The organism is Pseudomonas sp. LBUM1669, assembly GCF_059695705.1.
In genome coordinates, this window is record NZ_CP166784.1 from 3,269,434 (window position 1) to 3,286,355 (window position 16,922).

13 protein-coding genes and 2 pseudogenes are annotated in these 16,922 nt (G+C 60.4%); 9 read left to right on the forward strand and 6 right to left on the reverse strand.

Features of this window, described 5'->3' with window-relative positions; all coding sequences use genetic code 11:
- Window positions 1-13: 13 nt before the first annotated feature.
- Window positions 14-916 (forward strand): zeta toxin family protein, encoded by a 903-nt coding sequence (locus ACA051_RS15250; RefSeq protein WP_497310515.1) that lies wholly within the window; start codon window positions 14-16, stop codon window positions 914-916.
- Window positions 917-1,035: 119 nt separating this feature from the next.
- Here the strand turns inward: ACA051_RS15250 and ACA051_RS15255 are convergent.
- A pseudogene (locus tag ACA051_RS15255) lies at window positions 1,036-1,218 on the reverse strand (hypothetical protein); the annotation flags it as partial.
- 146 nt (window positions 1,219-1,364) lie between these two features.
- On the opposite strand from ACA051_RS15255, the gene ACA051_RS15260 reads away from it, so the two are divergent.
- Entirely contained in the window at window positions 1,365-3,287 is a 1,923-nt protein-coding gene (locus tag ACA051_RS15260) for a hybrid sensor histidine kinase/response regulator (protein ID WP_497370689.1), read from the forward strand.
- A gap of 12 nt (window positions 3,288-3,299) precedes the next feature.
- Here the strand turns inward: ACA051_RS15260 and ACA051_RS15265 are convergent, their stop codons facing one another.
- Window positions 3,300-3,533: a hypothetical protein gene (locus ACA051_RS15265; RefSeq protein WP_497302817.1), complete on the reverse strand. Its 234-nt coding sequence runs from the start codon at window positions 3,531-3,533 to the stop codon at window positions 3,300-3,302.
- Window positions 3,534-3,684: 151 nt separating this feature from the next.
- On the opposite strand from ACA051_RS15265, the gene ACA051_RS15270 reads away from it, so the two are divergent.
- On the forward strand, window positions 3,685-4,221 hold the full coding sequence (locus ACA051_RS15270; protein WP_497302819.1) for a hypothetical protein: 537 nt from the start codon (window positions 3,685-3,687) through the stop codon (window positions 4,219-4,221).
- A 49-nt stretch (window positions 4,222-4,270) separates the two neighbouring features.
- Here the strand turns inward: ACA051_RS15270 and ACA051_RS15275 are convergent, their stop codons facing one another.
- From ACA051_RS15275 to ACA051_RS15290, 4 genes and pseudogenes are all read right to left on the reverse strand, one after another.
- The gene (locus ACA051_RS15275) at window positions 4,271-4,567 is read right to left on the reverse strand and encodes a hypothetical protein (protein ID WP_497375573.1); all 297 of its coding nucleotides are present in this window, start codon (window positions 4,565-4,567) and stop codon (window positions 4,271-4,273) included.
- Between the two features lie 191 nt (window positions 4,568-4,758).
- Window positions 4,759-6,102: a cation:proton antiporter gene (locus ACA051_RS15280; protein ID WP_497302821.1), complete on the reverse strand. Its 1,344-nt coding sequence runs from the start codon at window positions 6,100-6,102 to the stop codon at window positions 4,759-4,761.
- 45 nt (window positions 6,103-6,147) lie between these two features.
- Window positions 6,148-6,363, reverse strand: a pseudogene (locus ACA051_RS15285) (hypothetical protein); the annotation flags it as partial.
- A 133-nt stretch (window positions 6,364-6,496) separates the two neighbouring features.
- The gene (locus ACA051_RS15290; RefSeq protein WP_497302823.1) at window positions 6,497-7,651 is read right to left on the reverse strand and encodes a MalY/PatB family protein; all 1,155 of its coding nucleotides are present in this window, start codon (window positions 7,649-7,651) and stop codon (window positions 6,497-6,499) included.
- A 310-nt stretch (window positions 7,652-7,961) separates the two neighbouring features.
- Here ACA051_RS15290 and fdnG point away from each other — a divergent pair, with 310 nt between their 5' ends.
- From fdnG to selB, 6 genes are read left to right on the forward strand one after another with little or no spacing between them, the layout of a single operon-like run.
- Entirely contained in the window at window positions 7,962-11,027 is a 3,066-nt protein-coding gene (gene fdnG / locus ACA051_RS15295; RefSeq protein WP_497370691.1) for a formate dehydrogenase-N subunit alpha, read from the forward strand.
- The gene (gene fdxH, locus ACA051_RS15300) at window positions 11,028-11,963 is read left to right on the forward strand and encodes a formate dehydrogenase subunit beta (RefSeq protein WP_497370693.1); all 936 of its coding nucleotides are present in this window, start codon (window positions 11,028-11,030) and stop codon (window positions 11,961-11,963) included. It abuts the gene before it with no gap.
- Complete coding sequence (locus ACA051_RS15305; protein ID WP_497370695.1) at window positions 11,960-12,613, forward strand: formate dehydrogenase subunit gamma; 654 nt, start codon at window positions 11,960-11,962, stop codon at window positions 12,611-12,613. Before fdxH ends, ACA051_RS15305 begins: the two co-directional genes overlap by 4 nt.
- A 4-nt stretch (window positions 12,614-12,617) precedes the next feature.
- Window positions 12,618-13,544: a formate dehydrogenase accessory protein FdhE gene (gene fdhE, locus ACA051_RS15310; protein WP_497370697.1), complete on the forward strand. Its 927-nt coding sequence runs from the start codon at window positions 12,618-12,620 to the stop codon at window positions 13,542-13,544.
- 50 nt (window positions 13,545-13,594) lie between these two features.
- Entirely contained in the window at window positions 13,595-15,016 is a 1,422-nt protein-coding gene (selA, locus tag ACA051_RS15315; protein ID WP_497370699.1) for an L-seryl-tRNA(Sec) selenium transferase, read from the forward strand.
- A complete protein-coding gene (selB, locus tag ACA051_RS15320) occupies window positions 15,013-16,920 on the forward strand; it encodes a selenocysteine-specific translation elongation factor (RefSeq protein ID WP_497370701.1) in 1,908 nt (635 codons plus the stop codon). The genes selA and selB overlap by 4 nt, the downstream gene beginning before the upstream one ends.
- Window positions 16,921-16,922 lie beyond the last annotated feature (2 nt).

The window sequence follows — 16,922 nt, forward strand, 5'->3', positions numbered from 1 at the left end:
AGGAAATCAAGGCATGTCTTCCGCACCGAACTTCAACTACACCTACACTTCTGAGCAGGTCACTGCCGCGTTCAATGCAATCAAAACCACACTGTTTCGCGGTATCACGGCCGAGGAAACGCCCAAAATCCTGGTGGTCGCCGGGCTTGAAGGCTCGGGTAAAACCTTCCTTCTGGAAAACACACTCCTGCCGACCCGGCGCTACGACAAATATGTTCGTCTCTACCTGCCCGAATACCGACAAAAGCACCCTCAATACGCGGAGATGATCAAGCTCGGCGTCCTGCATGCGTATGAACATACCGAAGCTTTCGTCCGAGAGCTCTGCGCCAGGATTTTCACCGAAGCCTTCACGCTCAAATACAACATCATCATGGAGTGTGCGTTCGACAGCATCGATTTCGCGACATTTCCGCCACTGGCGACGGCGTCCGGCTATCAGTTCGAAACGCATATCGTTGGCTGCACGCTGGAGTTCACTCACGTATCGAGCATCAAAAGAGCCTTCAAAAGCCTGGAAAACCGCGAGCTGGAAAGGTTTGTCACGCTACCGACGCTGGAGGCTTCCATGAGGAATGTGCAAGCGGTCATCCTGGCCTTCGAAACCGCGTCCAAGGCGGTCGACCGTTCACAAATCACTATTTATGAACGCGGGTTCGGGGCGCTGAAAGAGCGCATCTCGCGTGCTCATATCACTTACTCCACAACCGCTGGCGCGACGCCATCCACGGCGCCCACGGTGTACAGCGCCTATGCCAGCATCATCAATAATCATGTCCACACCCTGATAGAACGGGACGAGATGGTAAAAGAATGCCACTTGGCGTTACTCAAAACCCAGACGTACGCCCAGCTTGTCCCTGACGTTGTTTACAACGACCTGTACGCCTACATCGTCAAATACGTGTACCGATAAGCAGGCGAACCCACTCGGCAGCGAAGCGATGGCAGTCTCCCGGCCAGCGAGCGGTCAGCAACTGGCCATCTCGGACGACGAAACCTCGTAGTGGCTGTTCCGCCGAATCACGCCCAGCTGCGCGTCATCAGCAACGGGTTCAATAGGCCGAAGCCGATGTCCACCAGGCGCGAGTCGGCGTAGGCCGGCAATCCCTCGGGTGACGCAAAGCGCACCTCGATGCCGGCCTGGCGCATGGCTTGCCATGGAACGCTGCTTTCAGTGGGATCGTAGTCTGACGTGGGCAACAGAATCAGGATCATCGGGGCGCCTTGAATGGGCCAGGAATGGCGTTTGGCGTCGAGAATAGGTGGTCTGAACGCTACGCTCCAGTGCTCGACCGTTTTCTGGCTTACCAAACCCACGGTTTGTCGCATACTCCACAAAACAATAATCGCAGGTGTGATCGATGAGTGATAACCAGTCCAAAACCAACTCCATCGAGGAAATGCGCTTTCGCCTGCTGATTGATTCTGTGGTGGACTATGCGATCTACATGATTGATCCCGATGGCATCATCACCAGCTGGAACGCGGGCGCCAAACGTTTCAAGGGGTATGAGGAGGCGGAGATCCTCGGTCAGCACTTTTCGCGATTTTATACCGAAGAAGATCGCGCTATCGGTCTGCCCCGGCGTGCACTGGACACGGCGATCCGCGAAGGTCGTTTCGAAGGCGAAGGCTGGCGGGTTCGCAAGGACGGCACGCACTTTTGGTGCCACGTGGTGATCGATCCGATTCGCGACCCGGCGGGCAAGCTGTTGGGTTTCGCCAAAATCACCCGGGACCTCACCGACCGCAAAATGGCCGAAGAGACCCTCAAGCAAAGCGAGCAGCAGTTTCGGTTACTGGTTCAAAGCGTCACAGACTACGCCATCTACATGCTCGCCCCGGACGGACGCCTGACCAACTGGAATCAAGGCGCCCAGCGCATCAAGGGTTACCGGCCCGAAGAAGTCATTGGCCAGCATTTTTCGATCTTCTATACCCCCGAAGACCGCGAAGCCGGGGAGCCGCAACGCGCGTTGGAGACGGCGACACGAGAGGGTCGCTTCGAAAACAAGGCCTGGCGCGTGCGCAAGGACGGGACGCGGTTCTTTGCCCATGTCGTGGTCGATCCGATCTGGGGGGAGACGGGCACGTTGCTGGGCTTTGCCAAAATTACCCGGGACATCACCGAGGCCACACAAGCACAGAAGGTTTTGGAACAAACCCGTGAAGCGCTGTTCCAGGCGCAGAAGATGCAGGCCATCGGCCAACTCAGTGGCGGGATCGCCCACGATTTTAATAATCTGCTGACCGTCATCCTTGGCAACCTGGAAATCGTCCGTAAACGCGTGGGAGACAATCCGAAAGTCACTCGATTGGTGGACAACGCGACCCAGGGTGCCTTGCGTGGTGTGTCCCTGACTCAACGCATGCTGGCTTTCGCCCGACGTCAGGAGCTCAAGTCCGAATCCGTCGAGATACCCGCGCTGATAGAAGGGATCAGCGGCCTGTTGCGCAGCGCCCTCGGACCTTCCGTACAGCTCGAAACCCGTTTTCCCCCCGATCTCGTTCCGGTCATGGCCGATGTCAATCAACTCGAACTGGCCGTGCTGAACCTCGCCACCAATGCCCGGGATGCCATGCCCAACGGCGGCAAAATCGTCATCGGCACCCGGACGGAAGAAGTCTGCGATCAATCAACGTTATTGCTGGAGCCCGGCCGCTATGTGTGCCTGAGTGTCGCCGATACGGGAGAGGGCATGGATGAGACCACCCTGGCCTCGGCCATGGACCCGTTCTTCACCACAAAAGGGGTGGGCAAAGGCACGGGGCTGGGGTTGTCGATGGTGCATGGCTTTATCGAGCAATTGGGCGGGCGATTCGTTCTCAAGAGCCAGAAGGACATAGGCACGACTGCCGAACTGTGGATACCGGTCGCCACGTCTGCTTCGGTCAACAAACCCGCTGCAGCGGAGGTGCAAGCACCGTCAGTGGATCAATTGTGCGTATTGATCGTGGACGATGACAGCCTGGTGTTGACCAGTACCGGCCTGTTGCTTGAGGACCTTGGCCACCGGGTGATCAGTGCGGTGTCCGGCGCACAAGCGCTTGAGCTGTTCGAACTCGAGCAGGACATTGACCTGGTCATTACCGACATGGCGATGCCACAAATGAATGGTGCGCAACTGGCGAGGGTCCTCCGAACCTTGAAACCAGGGCTGCCGATTATCCTCGCCACGGGTTATGCCGACCGCCTGGAAGGCTTCGCGATCGAACTCCCGCGCCTGTCCAAACCCTTCACCCAACTCAATCTGGTGGAAGTCATAGCCCTGGCCATGAAGTGACCGGGGTTACGCTCAACCGTCCGCGTTCTTCTTGAAGCCGCGCAAGTTCATGGCACACAGGCAAAACTGCAACACGATCAGTGCGTAGGCTTGGGTCTGGTAACCCCAAATCACCCACAAAATATTGCTGGCAATAAAGAAGCTGAAGCCCCACACCCTGCGCGATGGTTTTTGCGACCCGATCAACCACGCCGCCAACACCGTGACCAGCATCGCCGGCCATTGCACCCAATCGAGAGAATCCATCCGCGTTCCTTGAAAGTCAGCATTTGTACATGAAGGACCACGAAGGCAAGCCACCGTTCGAGCGATTTGCATCAACACGGCGTTGAAATCCGGATGAACTTTGTCCAGGCAGCTTTCTTCTAAACGCTTTCCCTATCCTCGTGTGACTTCCGTGCCAAGAATACTGACCGAGCCACCGGCCGAAGACGCCCTCGGCGAACACAACGCCAAGATGTTCGGTTCACCCAAGGAGCGCCTGGATTTCTACCGTCGGGAAATCCAGTACGAAACCAGCATCCTGGCCAATCGAACCGACGCTTACCTGGCGGCGCAATCGTTTCTGGTGATTGCCTTTGCATCCTGCATGTCCAACCTCAATCCCGAGTGGGGAAAACTCTTCACCCTGGTGGTGCCGCCGTTCCTCGCGCTGCTGGGCCTGCTCAGTTCGCTGAACGCCTGGCCGGGTATTCGTGCGGCCTACGACATCATCGATCACTGGCACTTCAAGCAGAGTGAGTTGTTGCGCAGCGAGCCACTGATGGGGCTGGCTTACGATGACTCACCGCTGTTCAGTGAAATGGAATCGTCCCACAAGGGGTATCGCAAATCGTTGTTGTTTTCGGTGCGCACGCCGTGGATCTTCGCGACGTTCTGGGTGTTGCTGGGCAGTTATGCGGTTTACATCCAGATCACCAACCCCGGCGGCTGAACCGCAGACTACAACGCCCGGCAACCGCCGGGCGTCTATTGATTCGAGTTCAGGCCCGGTCTTCGAGCTGCTGGCGCAACCGGTGGGAGTTGTTCACGGACATCGGGATTGGTGGGAAATCCGCGTTGAGCAAGCGCAAATGCTCGATCGCTTCCTGAAACTTTAGATCAGCCTTCCTGCGCATCGCCTGATAGCGCTCAAACCGTTCCAGGTCCATAGGGCAGACCTCAAGCATTTCAAAGGCGCCGCGGCTCAGCGACTGGGCTTCCTCAAACATCTGGCGATTGCATTCCAAGGCGAACGCCCGGCAGGCTTTGATTTGATCGGGGGTTGAACAGTGAATCATGACCGGCACCTTAATTTGCTTGAGGTCCCTTTTAAACGGCATCGTTGCCACAGTGGAACCGAACCTGTCGGGTTCCGACGTGCAGAAAAAAACAGGCGGAATTAAGGTTGTGACTATCGGGTTGCACAGGGATTTCAAATTTTTTAAAGCGAAAATTCGTTCGAATCACCCTTAAATACGCAGGCAAAAAATCAAATAACCTGTTTCTTACGCCTTTCATAGCGGGCGAGGGTGGGTTGCGTGCTGATGCCGTGGATCAGAATGCTCAAGGCGACCACGGACAAGGTAAGGTCCATACACAGCGTCGACACCGACTGGCCGAGCCCGTGATTCAAGGCGTAGAACAAGTAATACAGACTGCCGATGCCGCGGATGCCGAACCAGCCGATCAACATTCGTTGCCGCCAATCGAGCAATCGGCCCCACGGCATCACGGCGACACTCAAAGGGCGAATCAGGCAAAACAACACCCCGCCGACCAGCAGCGCGCGCCAGTCCCAGTGAGCGATCAGCACGACGCCAAGCAGCGTCACCAGAAACACTTCCATGGCCCGCTCCACGAGACTGCCAAAGGCGAGCATGTCACCCATCATGATGCCCGCGGCGACCTGGGGGTTTTCAAGGTTGTCGGTATCGCCATGCACCGCGTGTTGCAGTTCGACGTTCTGGTGACCGACAACGGTCTGGACCAAATGCTCGGCCGGGAGCTCGGCATTGCCCGAGGTGCTGACTTCCTCTTGCCGCAATCCGAGGCCAGCGGCGAACACCGATAGAAACCCATAGGCGTGGATAGACTCGGCCCCGACATACGCCAAGGCAATCAAGGCGAGCGCGAGGTAATCGTTCGGGGACAACGTGCTGTCATCGTTCTTGATCCGCAGTGCCAAGGTCAGGCGCCCGATGCCGCGTCCCATCCAGTAACCTGTCAGCAAACCGGCCGGTACAGCCCAGATCAGGCTGCGTAGCACCCAGTCGCCAAACCAGCCGGGGTTACCCTCGTGTTGCAGCAGGAGCAGGCCGAGGATCACGAACGGAAACGCAATTCCGTCATTGAGCCCGGCTTCACCTGAGAGGCCAAACCGCACGCTGTCGTCATCCCGCGCGTCGTTGACCTGGACCAGCGCGGCGAGCACCGGATCGGTGGGGGCCAGGATCGAGCCGATCAGCACTGACACGCCCCACGACAGTTGCAGCGCGTAATGCAGCAACAAGCAGACGCCGACAATGGTCAACAGCATGACCGGGCCGGCCAGGCCGAACGCGATCCGCCAGTTTTTATGCTTGAGCGGCGAGCGCAATTTCAGGCCGCAGACAAACAATGAAAAGAGCACCGCGACTTCCGTCAGGTGCTCCATCCAGATCGAAGCGTCAGCGGTGTCCAGCTTCAACAGCCCGAACCCGGCCGGCCCGATGGCTGCGCCCAGCACCAGGCACACCGCAGACGTGGTCACCGGCATCCATCGCAGGTAGGACGAGGTCAGCGCCAGCGTCAGGAGCACGGCACCCAACACGGCCACCCATAAAATGAAACTCATGCTCAGTTCTCGCTGGGGGGGACCGCGTTTTTGGGCCGCTTTGGATCAACCGACCGTCGCGCGCAGGTACTCAGGCGTCAGCACGTTGAACCACAGCACAATCATCTCTACCAGAATAGTCACCAATACCAGAAGCCCGAGACCCCAGACGCACGCCGCGTTCAGCAGGCCTTGTTCCTTGCGCTCGTGCATGAACGTCGGCAGGCCAAAAAATATCAAGAACGTCGAGTAAAGGGACGCCGCGCCCAGTACCGCAACCGAATCCACCAAAATCCCCTTTTGGAGCGAGCCTGGTCGGAAAAACAGTGTGTCAGTCGACATATTCATTACTGACACGTCGCCTTCGTGAGCAGACTCGTTGCCACAGGGGATTTGCGGTGTTGATCCGGAGGTGTCAGGCCTTGAGGTTGACCAAGCTGCGCTCCATTCGCGCCAAACCTTCTTCCAGCAACGCCCGTGGGCAGCCGAAGTTCAGGCGCACGAACTGGCGGGCGTTGTCGCCGAAATCCAGGCCGGGGCTGAGGCCGACTTTGGCCTGGTCGAGGAAGAACTGCTGCGGGTTGTCCAGCCCCAGCGCCGAGCAATCGAGCCACGCCAGATACGTCCCCTGCGGGATGTTCATCATTACACCCGGCAAACGCGTGCGAACCGCTTCCACCAGATAATCCCGATTGCCTTGCAGGTACGCCTTCAATCCCGCCAGCCACGGGCCGCCTTCGCTGTAGGCCACGCGCGTTGCTTCCATGCCCAGCGGGTTGACGCTGTCGACCATGCCGCAACGGGCATGATTGACCCGCGCACGCAACGCCGAGTCTTGAATAATCATGAAGGAGGTTTTCAGCCCCGCGATGTTGTAAGCCTTGCTCGCCGACATCAAGGTGATGGTGCGCTTGGCGATCTGCGGGCTGAGCGATGCTGTGGGAATGTGCACGCGGTCGTCGAAGCACAGTTCGGCATGAATCTCGTCGGAGATGATCCACGCGTTGTGTTCCAGGCAGATGTCGGCCAGCGCTTGCAGTTCTTCCCGTGGGAAAACCTTGCCCAGCGGGTTATGCGGGTTGCTCAGCAGCAGCGCGCCGCCGCCGGTCAGTGCCTTGCTCAAGGTTGTGAGCGGCGTGTCATACGTGCCGTCACCCAACGCGTCGAATTCCAGTTCAACCTTGTTCAAGCCCCAATGACCTGGTGCATGACGCAGCGGCGGGTAGTTCGGCACCTGAACCACGACGTTCTGTTGCGGCTCGACCAGCGCCTTCAGCGCCATGTTGAAGCCCGACTCCACGCCCGGCAGGAAGATCAGTTCCTCCGGCAGTACGCGCCAGGCGTATTTGTTCCAGAGGTCGGCCACGATGGCGGCGCGCAAATCGTCCTGAGGCACGCTATAGCCGACCATCGGGTGTTCCAGGCGTTTACGCAGGGCTTCAAGGATGACCGGCGGCGCGGCGAAGTCCATGTCGGCGACCCACATCGGCAACACGTCGGCCGGGTAGCGGCTCCACTTGGTACTGCCGGTGTTGTGGCGGTCAAACACCTGATCAAAATCGAAGGTCATGCTCAGTCTCATAAAGGCCGGTTGAATATGGCGCCCATGATAATCGCCAAGCCCTGTGGGAGCGAGCCTGCTCGCGATGGCGGTGGGTCATTTAACATCTATGCAAGTAGAACCGCCGCTATCGCGAGCAGGCTCGCTCCCACAGGTTTGGTGTGATGGCTGACATCCGGATTGCCCGATGGTCGGTTTTCATGCAGTCAGTTCTCCCATTGGCTAACGTTTCAAGTGTCGGTACCCACGCTACCGCCACCGTGATCGTCCAGAAAAACCCGGCAAAAGTACCGGGTATCCACCTGATCAGGAGTGCACGATGGACCTCAACCGTCGTCAGTTCTTCAAGGTCGCCGGTATCGGCCTTGCGGGCTCGAGCCTCGGCGCGCTGGGCATGCTTCCCGCGCCTGCCTTCGCCGAGCAGGTACGCCATTTCAAACTCGCCCACACCCATGAAACCCGCAACACCTGCCCGTACTGCTCGGTCGGCTGCGGGTTGATCATGTACAGCCAGGGCGATACCGCCAAGAACGTCGCGCAAAGCATCATCCACATCGAAGGTGATGCCGATCACCCGGTCAACCGCGGCACCCTGTGCCCCAAAGGCGCGGGCCTGCTGGACTTCATTCATAGCCCCGGGCGCCTGCAATATCCGCAGGTGCGCAAGCCCGGCAGCACCGAATGGACGCGCATCTCCTGGGATGAGGCGATGGATCGCGTTGCCGACCTGATGAAGGCCGACCGCGATGCCCACTTCATCGAGAAGAATGACCAGGGCCAAACGGTAAACCGCTGGCTGACCACCGGTTTCCTCGCGGCCTCGGCGGCGTCCAACGAAGCGGGTTACATCACCCACAAGGTCATTCGCAGTCTCGGCATGCTGGCGTTTGATAACCAGGCGCGTGTCTGACACGGTCCGACGGTGGCAAGTCTTGCCCCGACGTACGGCCGTGGTGCCATGACCAATACCTGGACCGATATCGCCAACGCGAATCTGATCCTGGTGATGGGCGGCAACGCAGCAGAAGCGCACCCGTGCGGTTTCAAATGGGTGACCGAAGCCAAGGCGCACAACAAGGCGCGGCTGATCGTGGTCGATCCGCGTTTTACCCGGACCGCCTCGGTGGCCGACTATTACGCGCCGATTCGCACCGGCACCGACATCGCCTTCATGGGCGGGCTGATCAATTACCTGCTGACCGAGGACAAAATCCAGCACGAGTACGTGCGCAATTACACCGACGTGTCGTTTATCGTCAAAGCGGGGTATGGCTTCGAGGACGGCATCTTCAGCGGTTACGACGCCGCCAAGCGCAGCTACACCGACAAATCCGGCTGGGGGTACGAGCTGGGCGAGGACGGTTTCGTCAAAACCGACCCGAGCCTGCAAGACCCGCATTGCGTGTACCAGCTGATGAAGCAGCATTACAGCCGCTACAACATCCAGTTGGCCAGCCAGATCTGCGGCATGCCAGTCGATGCCATGCAGAAGATCTGGGAAGAAATCGCCACGTGCTCGCAACCGGGCAAGACCATGACGATTCTTTATGCGCTCGGCTGGACACAGCACTCGATCGGCTCGCAAATCATCCGCAGCGCGGCGATGGTGCAGCTGCTGTTGGGCAACGTCGGCATGCCGGGCGGGGGCGTCAATGCCTTGCGCGGGCACTCCAACATCCAGGGCCTGACCGACCTCGGGCTGCTGTCCAACTCATTGCCGGGCTACCTGACCCTGCCGGGCGACGCTGAGCAGGATTACACCGCCTACATCACCAAGCGCACGCAAATGCCGTTGCGTCCCGGGCAGCTGTCCTATTGGCAGAATTACAGCAAATTCCACGTCAGCCTGATGAAAGCCTGGTACCGCGACAACGCCACGCTCGAGAACAACTGGGCCTACGACTACTTGCCGAAGCTGGACATTCCCAACTACGACATCCTCAAAGTGTTCGACCTGATGGGCCAGGGCAAGGTCAACGGCTACCTCTGCCAGGGCTTCAACCCCATCGCGGCGTTGCCCGACAAAAACCGCGTGATGGCGGCACTGGCCAAGCTGAAATGGCTGGTGGTGATGGACCCGCTGTCCACCGAAACCTCGGAGTTCTGGCGCAATGTCGGTCCGTACAACGATGTGGAAACCGCCGGTATCCAGACCGAAGTGATTCGCCTGCCCACCACCTGTTTCGCCGAAGAGGACGGCTCGCTGGTCAACAGCAGCCGCTGGCTGCAATGGCACTGGAAGGGCGCCGACGGCCCGGGCGAGGCACGCACCGACGTGCAGATCATGAGCGAGCTGTTCCTGCGGCTGCGCCAGCGCTATCAAGCCAACGGCGGCGCTTATCCCGACCCGATCCTCAAACTGTCATGGCCGTACAAGATCGCCGACGAACCCTCGCCGGAAGAACTGGCGCGAGAAATCAATGGCTATGCCATTACCGATTTCACCGACGCCACCGGCGCAACGATCAAGAGCAACGCGCAACTCGCCGGTTTCGGCCAGCTCAAGGACGACGGCAGCACCGCGTCCGGCTGCTGGATTTTCTGCGGCAGCTGGACCGAGACGGGCAATCAGATGGCACGGCGCGACAACAGCGACCCTTACGGCATGCATCAACATCTGGGCTGGGCCTGGGCCTGGCCGGCCAACCGGCGGATTCTCTACAACCGCGCTTCGGCCGACCCGCAAGGCAAGCCATGGGATGAGAAAAAGCGCCTGGTGTGGTGGAACGGCAAAGCCTGGGGCGGCACCGATGTGCCGGACTTCAAGGCCGACTCGCCGCCGGAAGCCGGGATGAATCCGTTCATCATGAACCCAGAAGGCATCGCGCGGTTTTTCGCCGTCGACAAGATGAACGAGGGTCCATTCCCCGAGCACTATGAGCCGTTCGAAACGCCGATCGGCATCAACCCGCTGCACCCGGAAAACAAGAAAGCCACCAGCAACCCGGCGGCACGGATCTTCGATTCGGTGTGGGATTCCCTCGGCGTGGCCAAAGACTATCCCTATGCGGCGACAAGCTACCGGCTGACCGAGCATTTCCACTTCTGGAGCAAGCATTGCAAGCTCAACGCGATTTCCCAACCCGAGCAATTCGTCGAGATCGGTGAAGTGCTGGCGAAGGAGAAAGGCATTGTGGCCGGCGACCGGGTCCGGGTCAGCTCCAAGCGCGGGCATATCGAAGCCGTGGCGGTGGTGACCAAGCGGATTCGTCCGCTGCAGGTCAACAATCAAGTGGTGCACCAGATCGGTATCCCGCTGCACTGGGGTTTTACCGGCCTCACGCGCCACGGTTACTTGACCAACACCCTGGTGCCGTTCCTCGGCGATGGCAACACTCAGACCCCGGAATCCAAGTCATTCCTGGTCAACGTGGAGAAAGTCTAAATGGCCAGCCAAGACATCATCGCCCGTTCGGCCACCACCACCGTGCCGTCGTCGGTACGCAATCAGGAAGAAGTGGCCAAGCTGATCGACACTACCAAGTGCATCGGCTGCAAGGCCTGTCAGGTCGCCTGCTCGGAATGGAACGAGCTGCGCGACGAGGTCGGCCACAACCTCGGCACCTACGACAACCCTCAGGACCTGAGCGCAGAAACCTGGACCTTGATGCGCTTCACCGAGCATGAAACCGACGCCGGCAACCTCGAATGGCTGATCCGCAAGGACGGCTGCATGCACTGTGCCGAGCCCGGTTGCCTGGCGGCGTGCCCGAGCCCGGGGGCGATCATCAAGCACGCCAATGGCATCGTCGATTTCGATCAGGACCATTGCATCGGCTGCGGCTATTGCATCACCGGCTGCCCATTCAACATTCCACGGATCTCGCAAAAGGATCATAAGGCCTACAAATGCACGCTGTGCTCGGATCGGGTGGAAGTGGGGCTGGAGCCGGCCTGCGTGAAGACCTGCCCGACCGGCGCGATTGTTTTCGGCAGTAAGGAAGACATGAAGGAACACGCCGCCGAACGCATCGTCGACCTGAAAAGTCGTGGCTTTGAACACGCCGGTCTGTACGACCCCGAGGGCGTGGGCGGTACGCACGTCATGTACGTGCTGCATCACGCGGACACGCCGACGCTCTACGCCGGTTTGCCGAGCAGCCCGACAATCAGCCCGCTGGTGGAATTGTGGAAAGGCGTAAGCAAACCCTTGGGGTTATTAGCCATGGGCCTGGCGGTACTGGCCGGGTTCTTCCATTACGTGCGCGTGGGGCCGCAGTTGGTCGAGGAGGATGAATTGCCGCCGCTCAAGGATCCTTCGGTGCATGAGGTCGATCCGTCGGTGCACACCTTTGATCCGCGTGGGGAGGACAGACCATGATCCGCAGACAGATCCTGCGCTATACCGCGAACCAGCGCACCAATCACTGGCTGGTGGCGATCCTGTTTTTCATGGCCGCGCTGTCGGGCCTGGCGCTGTTTCATCCGGCGCTGTTCTGGCTCAGCCACCTGTTCGGCGGCGGGCCGTGGACGCGCATCCTGCACCCGTTCATGGGCGTGGTGATGTTTGTGCTGTTCCTCGGCCTGGTGATCCAGTTCTTTCGGGCGAACTTCTTTATCAGCAATGACCGGTTGTGGCTCCGGCGCGTCGGGCGGGTAATCCGCAATGAGGAGGAGGGCGTGCCACCGGTTGGCAAGTACAACCCGGGGCAGAAGTTGCTGTTCTGGACCTTGCTGCTGTGCATGCTGGTGTTGCTGTTCAGCGGCCTGGTGATCTGGCGTGCGTATTTCAGCGAGTATTTCGGCATCACCTCGATTCGCTGGGCGATGCTGCTGCATGCCTTGGCCGGTTTTGTGCTGGTGTTGAGCATCATCATCCACATCTATGCCGGCCTCTGGATCAAAGGCTCGGTCAGCGCCATGGTGCATGGCGGGGTCAGCCGCGCCTGGGCAAAGAAGCACCATGAACTCTGGTATCGGGACGTGACCCGGGACGAGCATCCTGAGCGTCCGATCAGCAAAAAAGGATAACCCCTTGGCAACAATCCTCGAGCCTGGAGAGATCGAAGCGGCGGCGGGTTCACCGCCGTTCCTGCACCTGCCACCGAACAACCTGTTCGCGTTGCGGGCGCTGCGCCTGGAAAAACTGGCGGACGGGCATCCACTGGCCGATTACCTGCGATTGGTGGTCGACCTTTGCCGTGTTCAGCAGAGCCTGTTTGACGATCCACCCAATGCTGCGCCGCTCGACCCCGAGCGCCTGCGGATGTGCCAGCAGCACGGTTTGCCACCGTTCGCCGCCGACAGTCTGGTGCGCGAGGACATCTGGTTGCCGTATCTCGACGCCTTGTTGCAGCGATACCCGCCACCGCCACACTCTGCCGTCGAGAACGCTGTCACAACCTTGCGCAACGCCAATAACGGACAACGCAAAGCCTGGGCGATTGCCTTGGTCAGCGGCCAATATTCGCTGCTGCCGGCGGCGCTGGTGCCGTTTCTCGGCGCGGCGTTGCAGGCGGCTTTCAGTCATTGGCTGCTGAACACGCCAGGCCTTGCACTGAAACCCGGCGACAGCCTCAGCCAATGCCCGGCCTGTGGTTCGCCGGCCATGGCCGGGGTCATTCGTCATCGCGGCAAACACAACGGTTTGCGTTATCTGGTGTGCTCGTTGTGCGCCTGCGAATGGCACGTGGTGCGGGTCAAATGCGTGTATTGCGAGCAAAGCAAAGGCCTGGAATACGTCAGCCTCGATGACGACCGCCATGCCGCCAATCAGGCGCCGTTGCGCGCCGAAACCTGCCCCGGCTGCCACAGCTACCTGAAACTGCTGTACCTGGAAAACGACGCAGAGGCCGAAGCACTTTCAACTGACCTGACCAGCCTGATACTGGACATGCGTCTGGAACAGGAAGGTTACGTGCGCCCGGCGCCGAATCTTCTGCTCGCTCCGGGAGGCGATTAAGCACAACGGCTACACTCAGGCGCGACAGTCACCGATTGCGGGAGCGCCTGATGCCTGCCAGATCCGCCAGCCCAGCCTTGCGGCTGCCTTCCATCGACAGCTTGCTGCGCCATCCGGCGTGCCTGCCTTTGGCCGAGCGCTATGGGCGTGACGCGCTGCTGGCCACTCTGCGGCAACTGCTGGATGACGTGCGCGAACCGGTGCTTTCTAACCAGCTCGACGCCGTTGAAATCACCCCCGACGTCTTGGCCGGCAGAGTGGGCGAACGCCTGGCCCTTCAGCATCGCAGCCACGTGCGCCGGGTGTTCAACCTGACTGGGACGGTGCTGCACACCAACCTCGGTCGCGCCTTGTTGCCCGAGGAGGCCATCGAAGCGGTGCAAATGGCCGCTCGCTACCCGCTCAATCTGGAATTCGACCTGCAAAGCGGCAAGCGCGGCGACCGTGACGACCTGATCGAAGGCCTGATCCGCGAACTGACCGGCGCCGAAGCGGTAACCGTGGTCAACAACAACGCCGCCGCCGTGCTGCTGACGCTCAACAGCCTGGGCGCGCGCAAGGAAGGGATCATTTCCCGGGGCGAACTGATTGAAATCGGCGGCGCCTTCCGCATTCCCGACATCATGGCCCGGGCCGGAGTCAAACTGCACGAAGTCGGCACCACCAACCGCACCCATGCCCGGGATTACGAAGCGGCGATTGGCCCGCGCAGTGGGCTGGTAATGCGGGTGCATGCGAGCAATTACGCCATTGAAGGCTTCACCGCCCGAGTGCCGACGGCCGAGTTGGCTGAACTGGCGCACAAACACGGGCTGCCACTGCTCGAAGACCTCGGCAGCGGCAGTTTGCTGGACCTGACCCGTTGGGGGCTGCCCGCCGAACCCACGGTGCGCCAGGCATTGATCGATGGCGCGGACATCGTCACCTTCAGCGGCGACAAGTTACTGGGCGGTCCCCAGGCCGGGTTGATCGTCGGCCGCAAAGACCTGATCGCGAAGATCAAAAAGAACCCGCTCAAGCGTGCGTTGCGGGTCGACAAGCTGACCTTGGCGGCGCTCGAAGCGGTTTTGGGGCTGTACCGCAATCCCGACCAACTGGCCGAACGGCTGCCGAGTCTGCGCCTGTTGACCCGACCGCAAGCCGACATCCTTGCTCAAGCCGAACGCCTGCAACCGTCATTGGCGCAGGCCGTGGGCGATGGCTGGAGCGTCAGCGTGGTGGCGGCGCTGGGCATGATCGGCAGCGGCAGCCAACCGGTGGCTCGTCTGCCGAGTGCCGCTTTATGTCTGCGGCCAAATGTTTCTAAACGATTGCGTGGACGGCAATTACTGGCCCTTGAAGCGGCGCTTCGTCAATTGGCCATCCCGGTGCTGGGCCGGATTGACGACGACGCGTTGTGGCTGGATCTGCGCCAACTGGACGATGAAACCGCGTGGCTGGCGCAACTCGATCAGTTGCAGGTGCCCAGGTGATCGTGGGCACTGCCGGGCACATCGACCACGGCAAGACGGCGTTGCTCCAGGCCTTGACCGGACAGGCCGGCGACCGTCGGCGCGAAGAACGTGAACGTGGCATGACCATCGACCTCGGTTATCTCTACGCGGCGCTAGAACCGGGCGCCGCACTGACCGGGTTTATCGACGTGCCCGGTCATGAACGTTTCACCCACAACATGCTGGCCGGGGCCCAGGGCATTGATCTGGTATTGCTGGTGGTCGCTGCGGATGACGGCGTCATGCCCCAGACCCGCGAACATCTGGCAATCGTCGAACTGCTGGGTATCCCTCGGGCCTTGGTGGCGATCAGCAAATGTGACCGGGTCGATCCGGGCCGGGTGCAGGCCGTCCGAGAACAAATCGAAAGCTTGCTCGCGCCCGGACCGTATGCCGGCGCGCGGCAGATTGCGCTGTCGAACGTGACCGGGGAGGGTATCGAGACACTGCGTCTGGCCTTGCTGGATGCGCAGCGTGATGTGCTCCAACGCAGCACCCGTGGCGGCTTTCGTCTGGCGATTGATCGTGCGTTCAGCGTGGCCGGCGCCGGTATCGTGGTGACCGGCACGGCGCTGTCCGGGCAAGTCGCCGTGGGCGATACGCTGATGCTCGGTCCGTTGGGCAAAATCGTGCGGGTGCGTGGCTTGCATGCGCAAAACCAGGCTGCAGACAGCGGGTTGGCGGGTCAGCGAGTCGCGCTGAACCTGAGTGCCGAGCGCTTGGCACTGGAGCAGATTCACCGTGGCCACTGGCTGGTGTCCGAGTGGCTGTATGCACCGAATCAGCGCCTGGACATCGACCTGCAGTTGCTGGTCAGCGAAGCCAGGGCATTCGAGCATTTTCAGCCGGTGCATGTTCATTTGGGGACCCAGGACGTCACGGGGCGCGTGGCGCTGCTGGAAGGTTCCAGCGTTGCGCCGGGTGAACGGATGTTCGCGCAAATCCTGCTGAATGCGCCGGTGCAGGCGGTGAAGGGCGATCCGTTGATTCTGCGTGACCAGAGCGCCCGACGAACCCTCGGCGGTGGCCGGGTGCTCGACCCGTTCGCACCAACCCGACACCGTCGCAGTCCCGAGCGATTGGCGCAGCTCCAGGCACTTGCCACCCGCAACGATCTGGAAGACGTGCTGCCTGCGTTACTGCTGAACAGCGAATCCGGGCTTGACCCGCAACGTCTGGAGCGTCAGTTCAACCGGCCGCGTGACGCCTGGGTCCTGCCCGCCGATATTCGCTTGATCGATACGCGCCAAGGTCCGTTGCTGTTCAGCGCTGACCGTTGGGAGTCCCTGAAAGCGCCGTTGTTGGAGCATCTGGCACGCTTCCATCAACTCGAACCGGATCAGATGGGGCCAGACCGGGATCGCCTGCGTCGCTTCGCCGGCACCGCGCTGGCTCGGCCCACGTTCATCAGCCTGCTCGACGAGTTACTGGCCAGCGGCGCCATGCTTGCCAGCGGGCCGTGGCTGCATTTGCCCGAACATCAGGTGCGTTTGAGCGAAGAGGACGAAGCGTTGTGGCAACAGCTGCAACCGTTGTTCGAACAGGCCGGGTTCAATGCGCCTTGGGTGCGCGATCTTGGTCATGACGAAGTGACTGTGCGTTTGCTGCTGCGCAAAATGGCGAGGTTGGGGCTGGTGCATCAAGTGGTCCGCGACCTGTTCTACACCGATGCAATCATCCGCCGATTGGCGGCTATGCTTGTGCCACTGGCCGCGCAGGACCCGGTGATTCAGGTCGCGGCGTTTCGCGATGCAGTGGGTCTTGGCCGTAAGCGCAGCATCCAGATTCTCGAATACTTCGACCGGCTGGGCCTGACCCGACGCTTTGGCGACAAGCGCCATTTGCGTCTCGACAATGCCCTGGCCCAGCCATCAGGAAACTGACT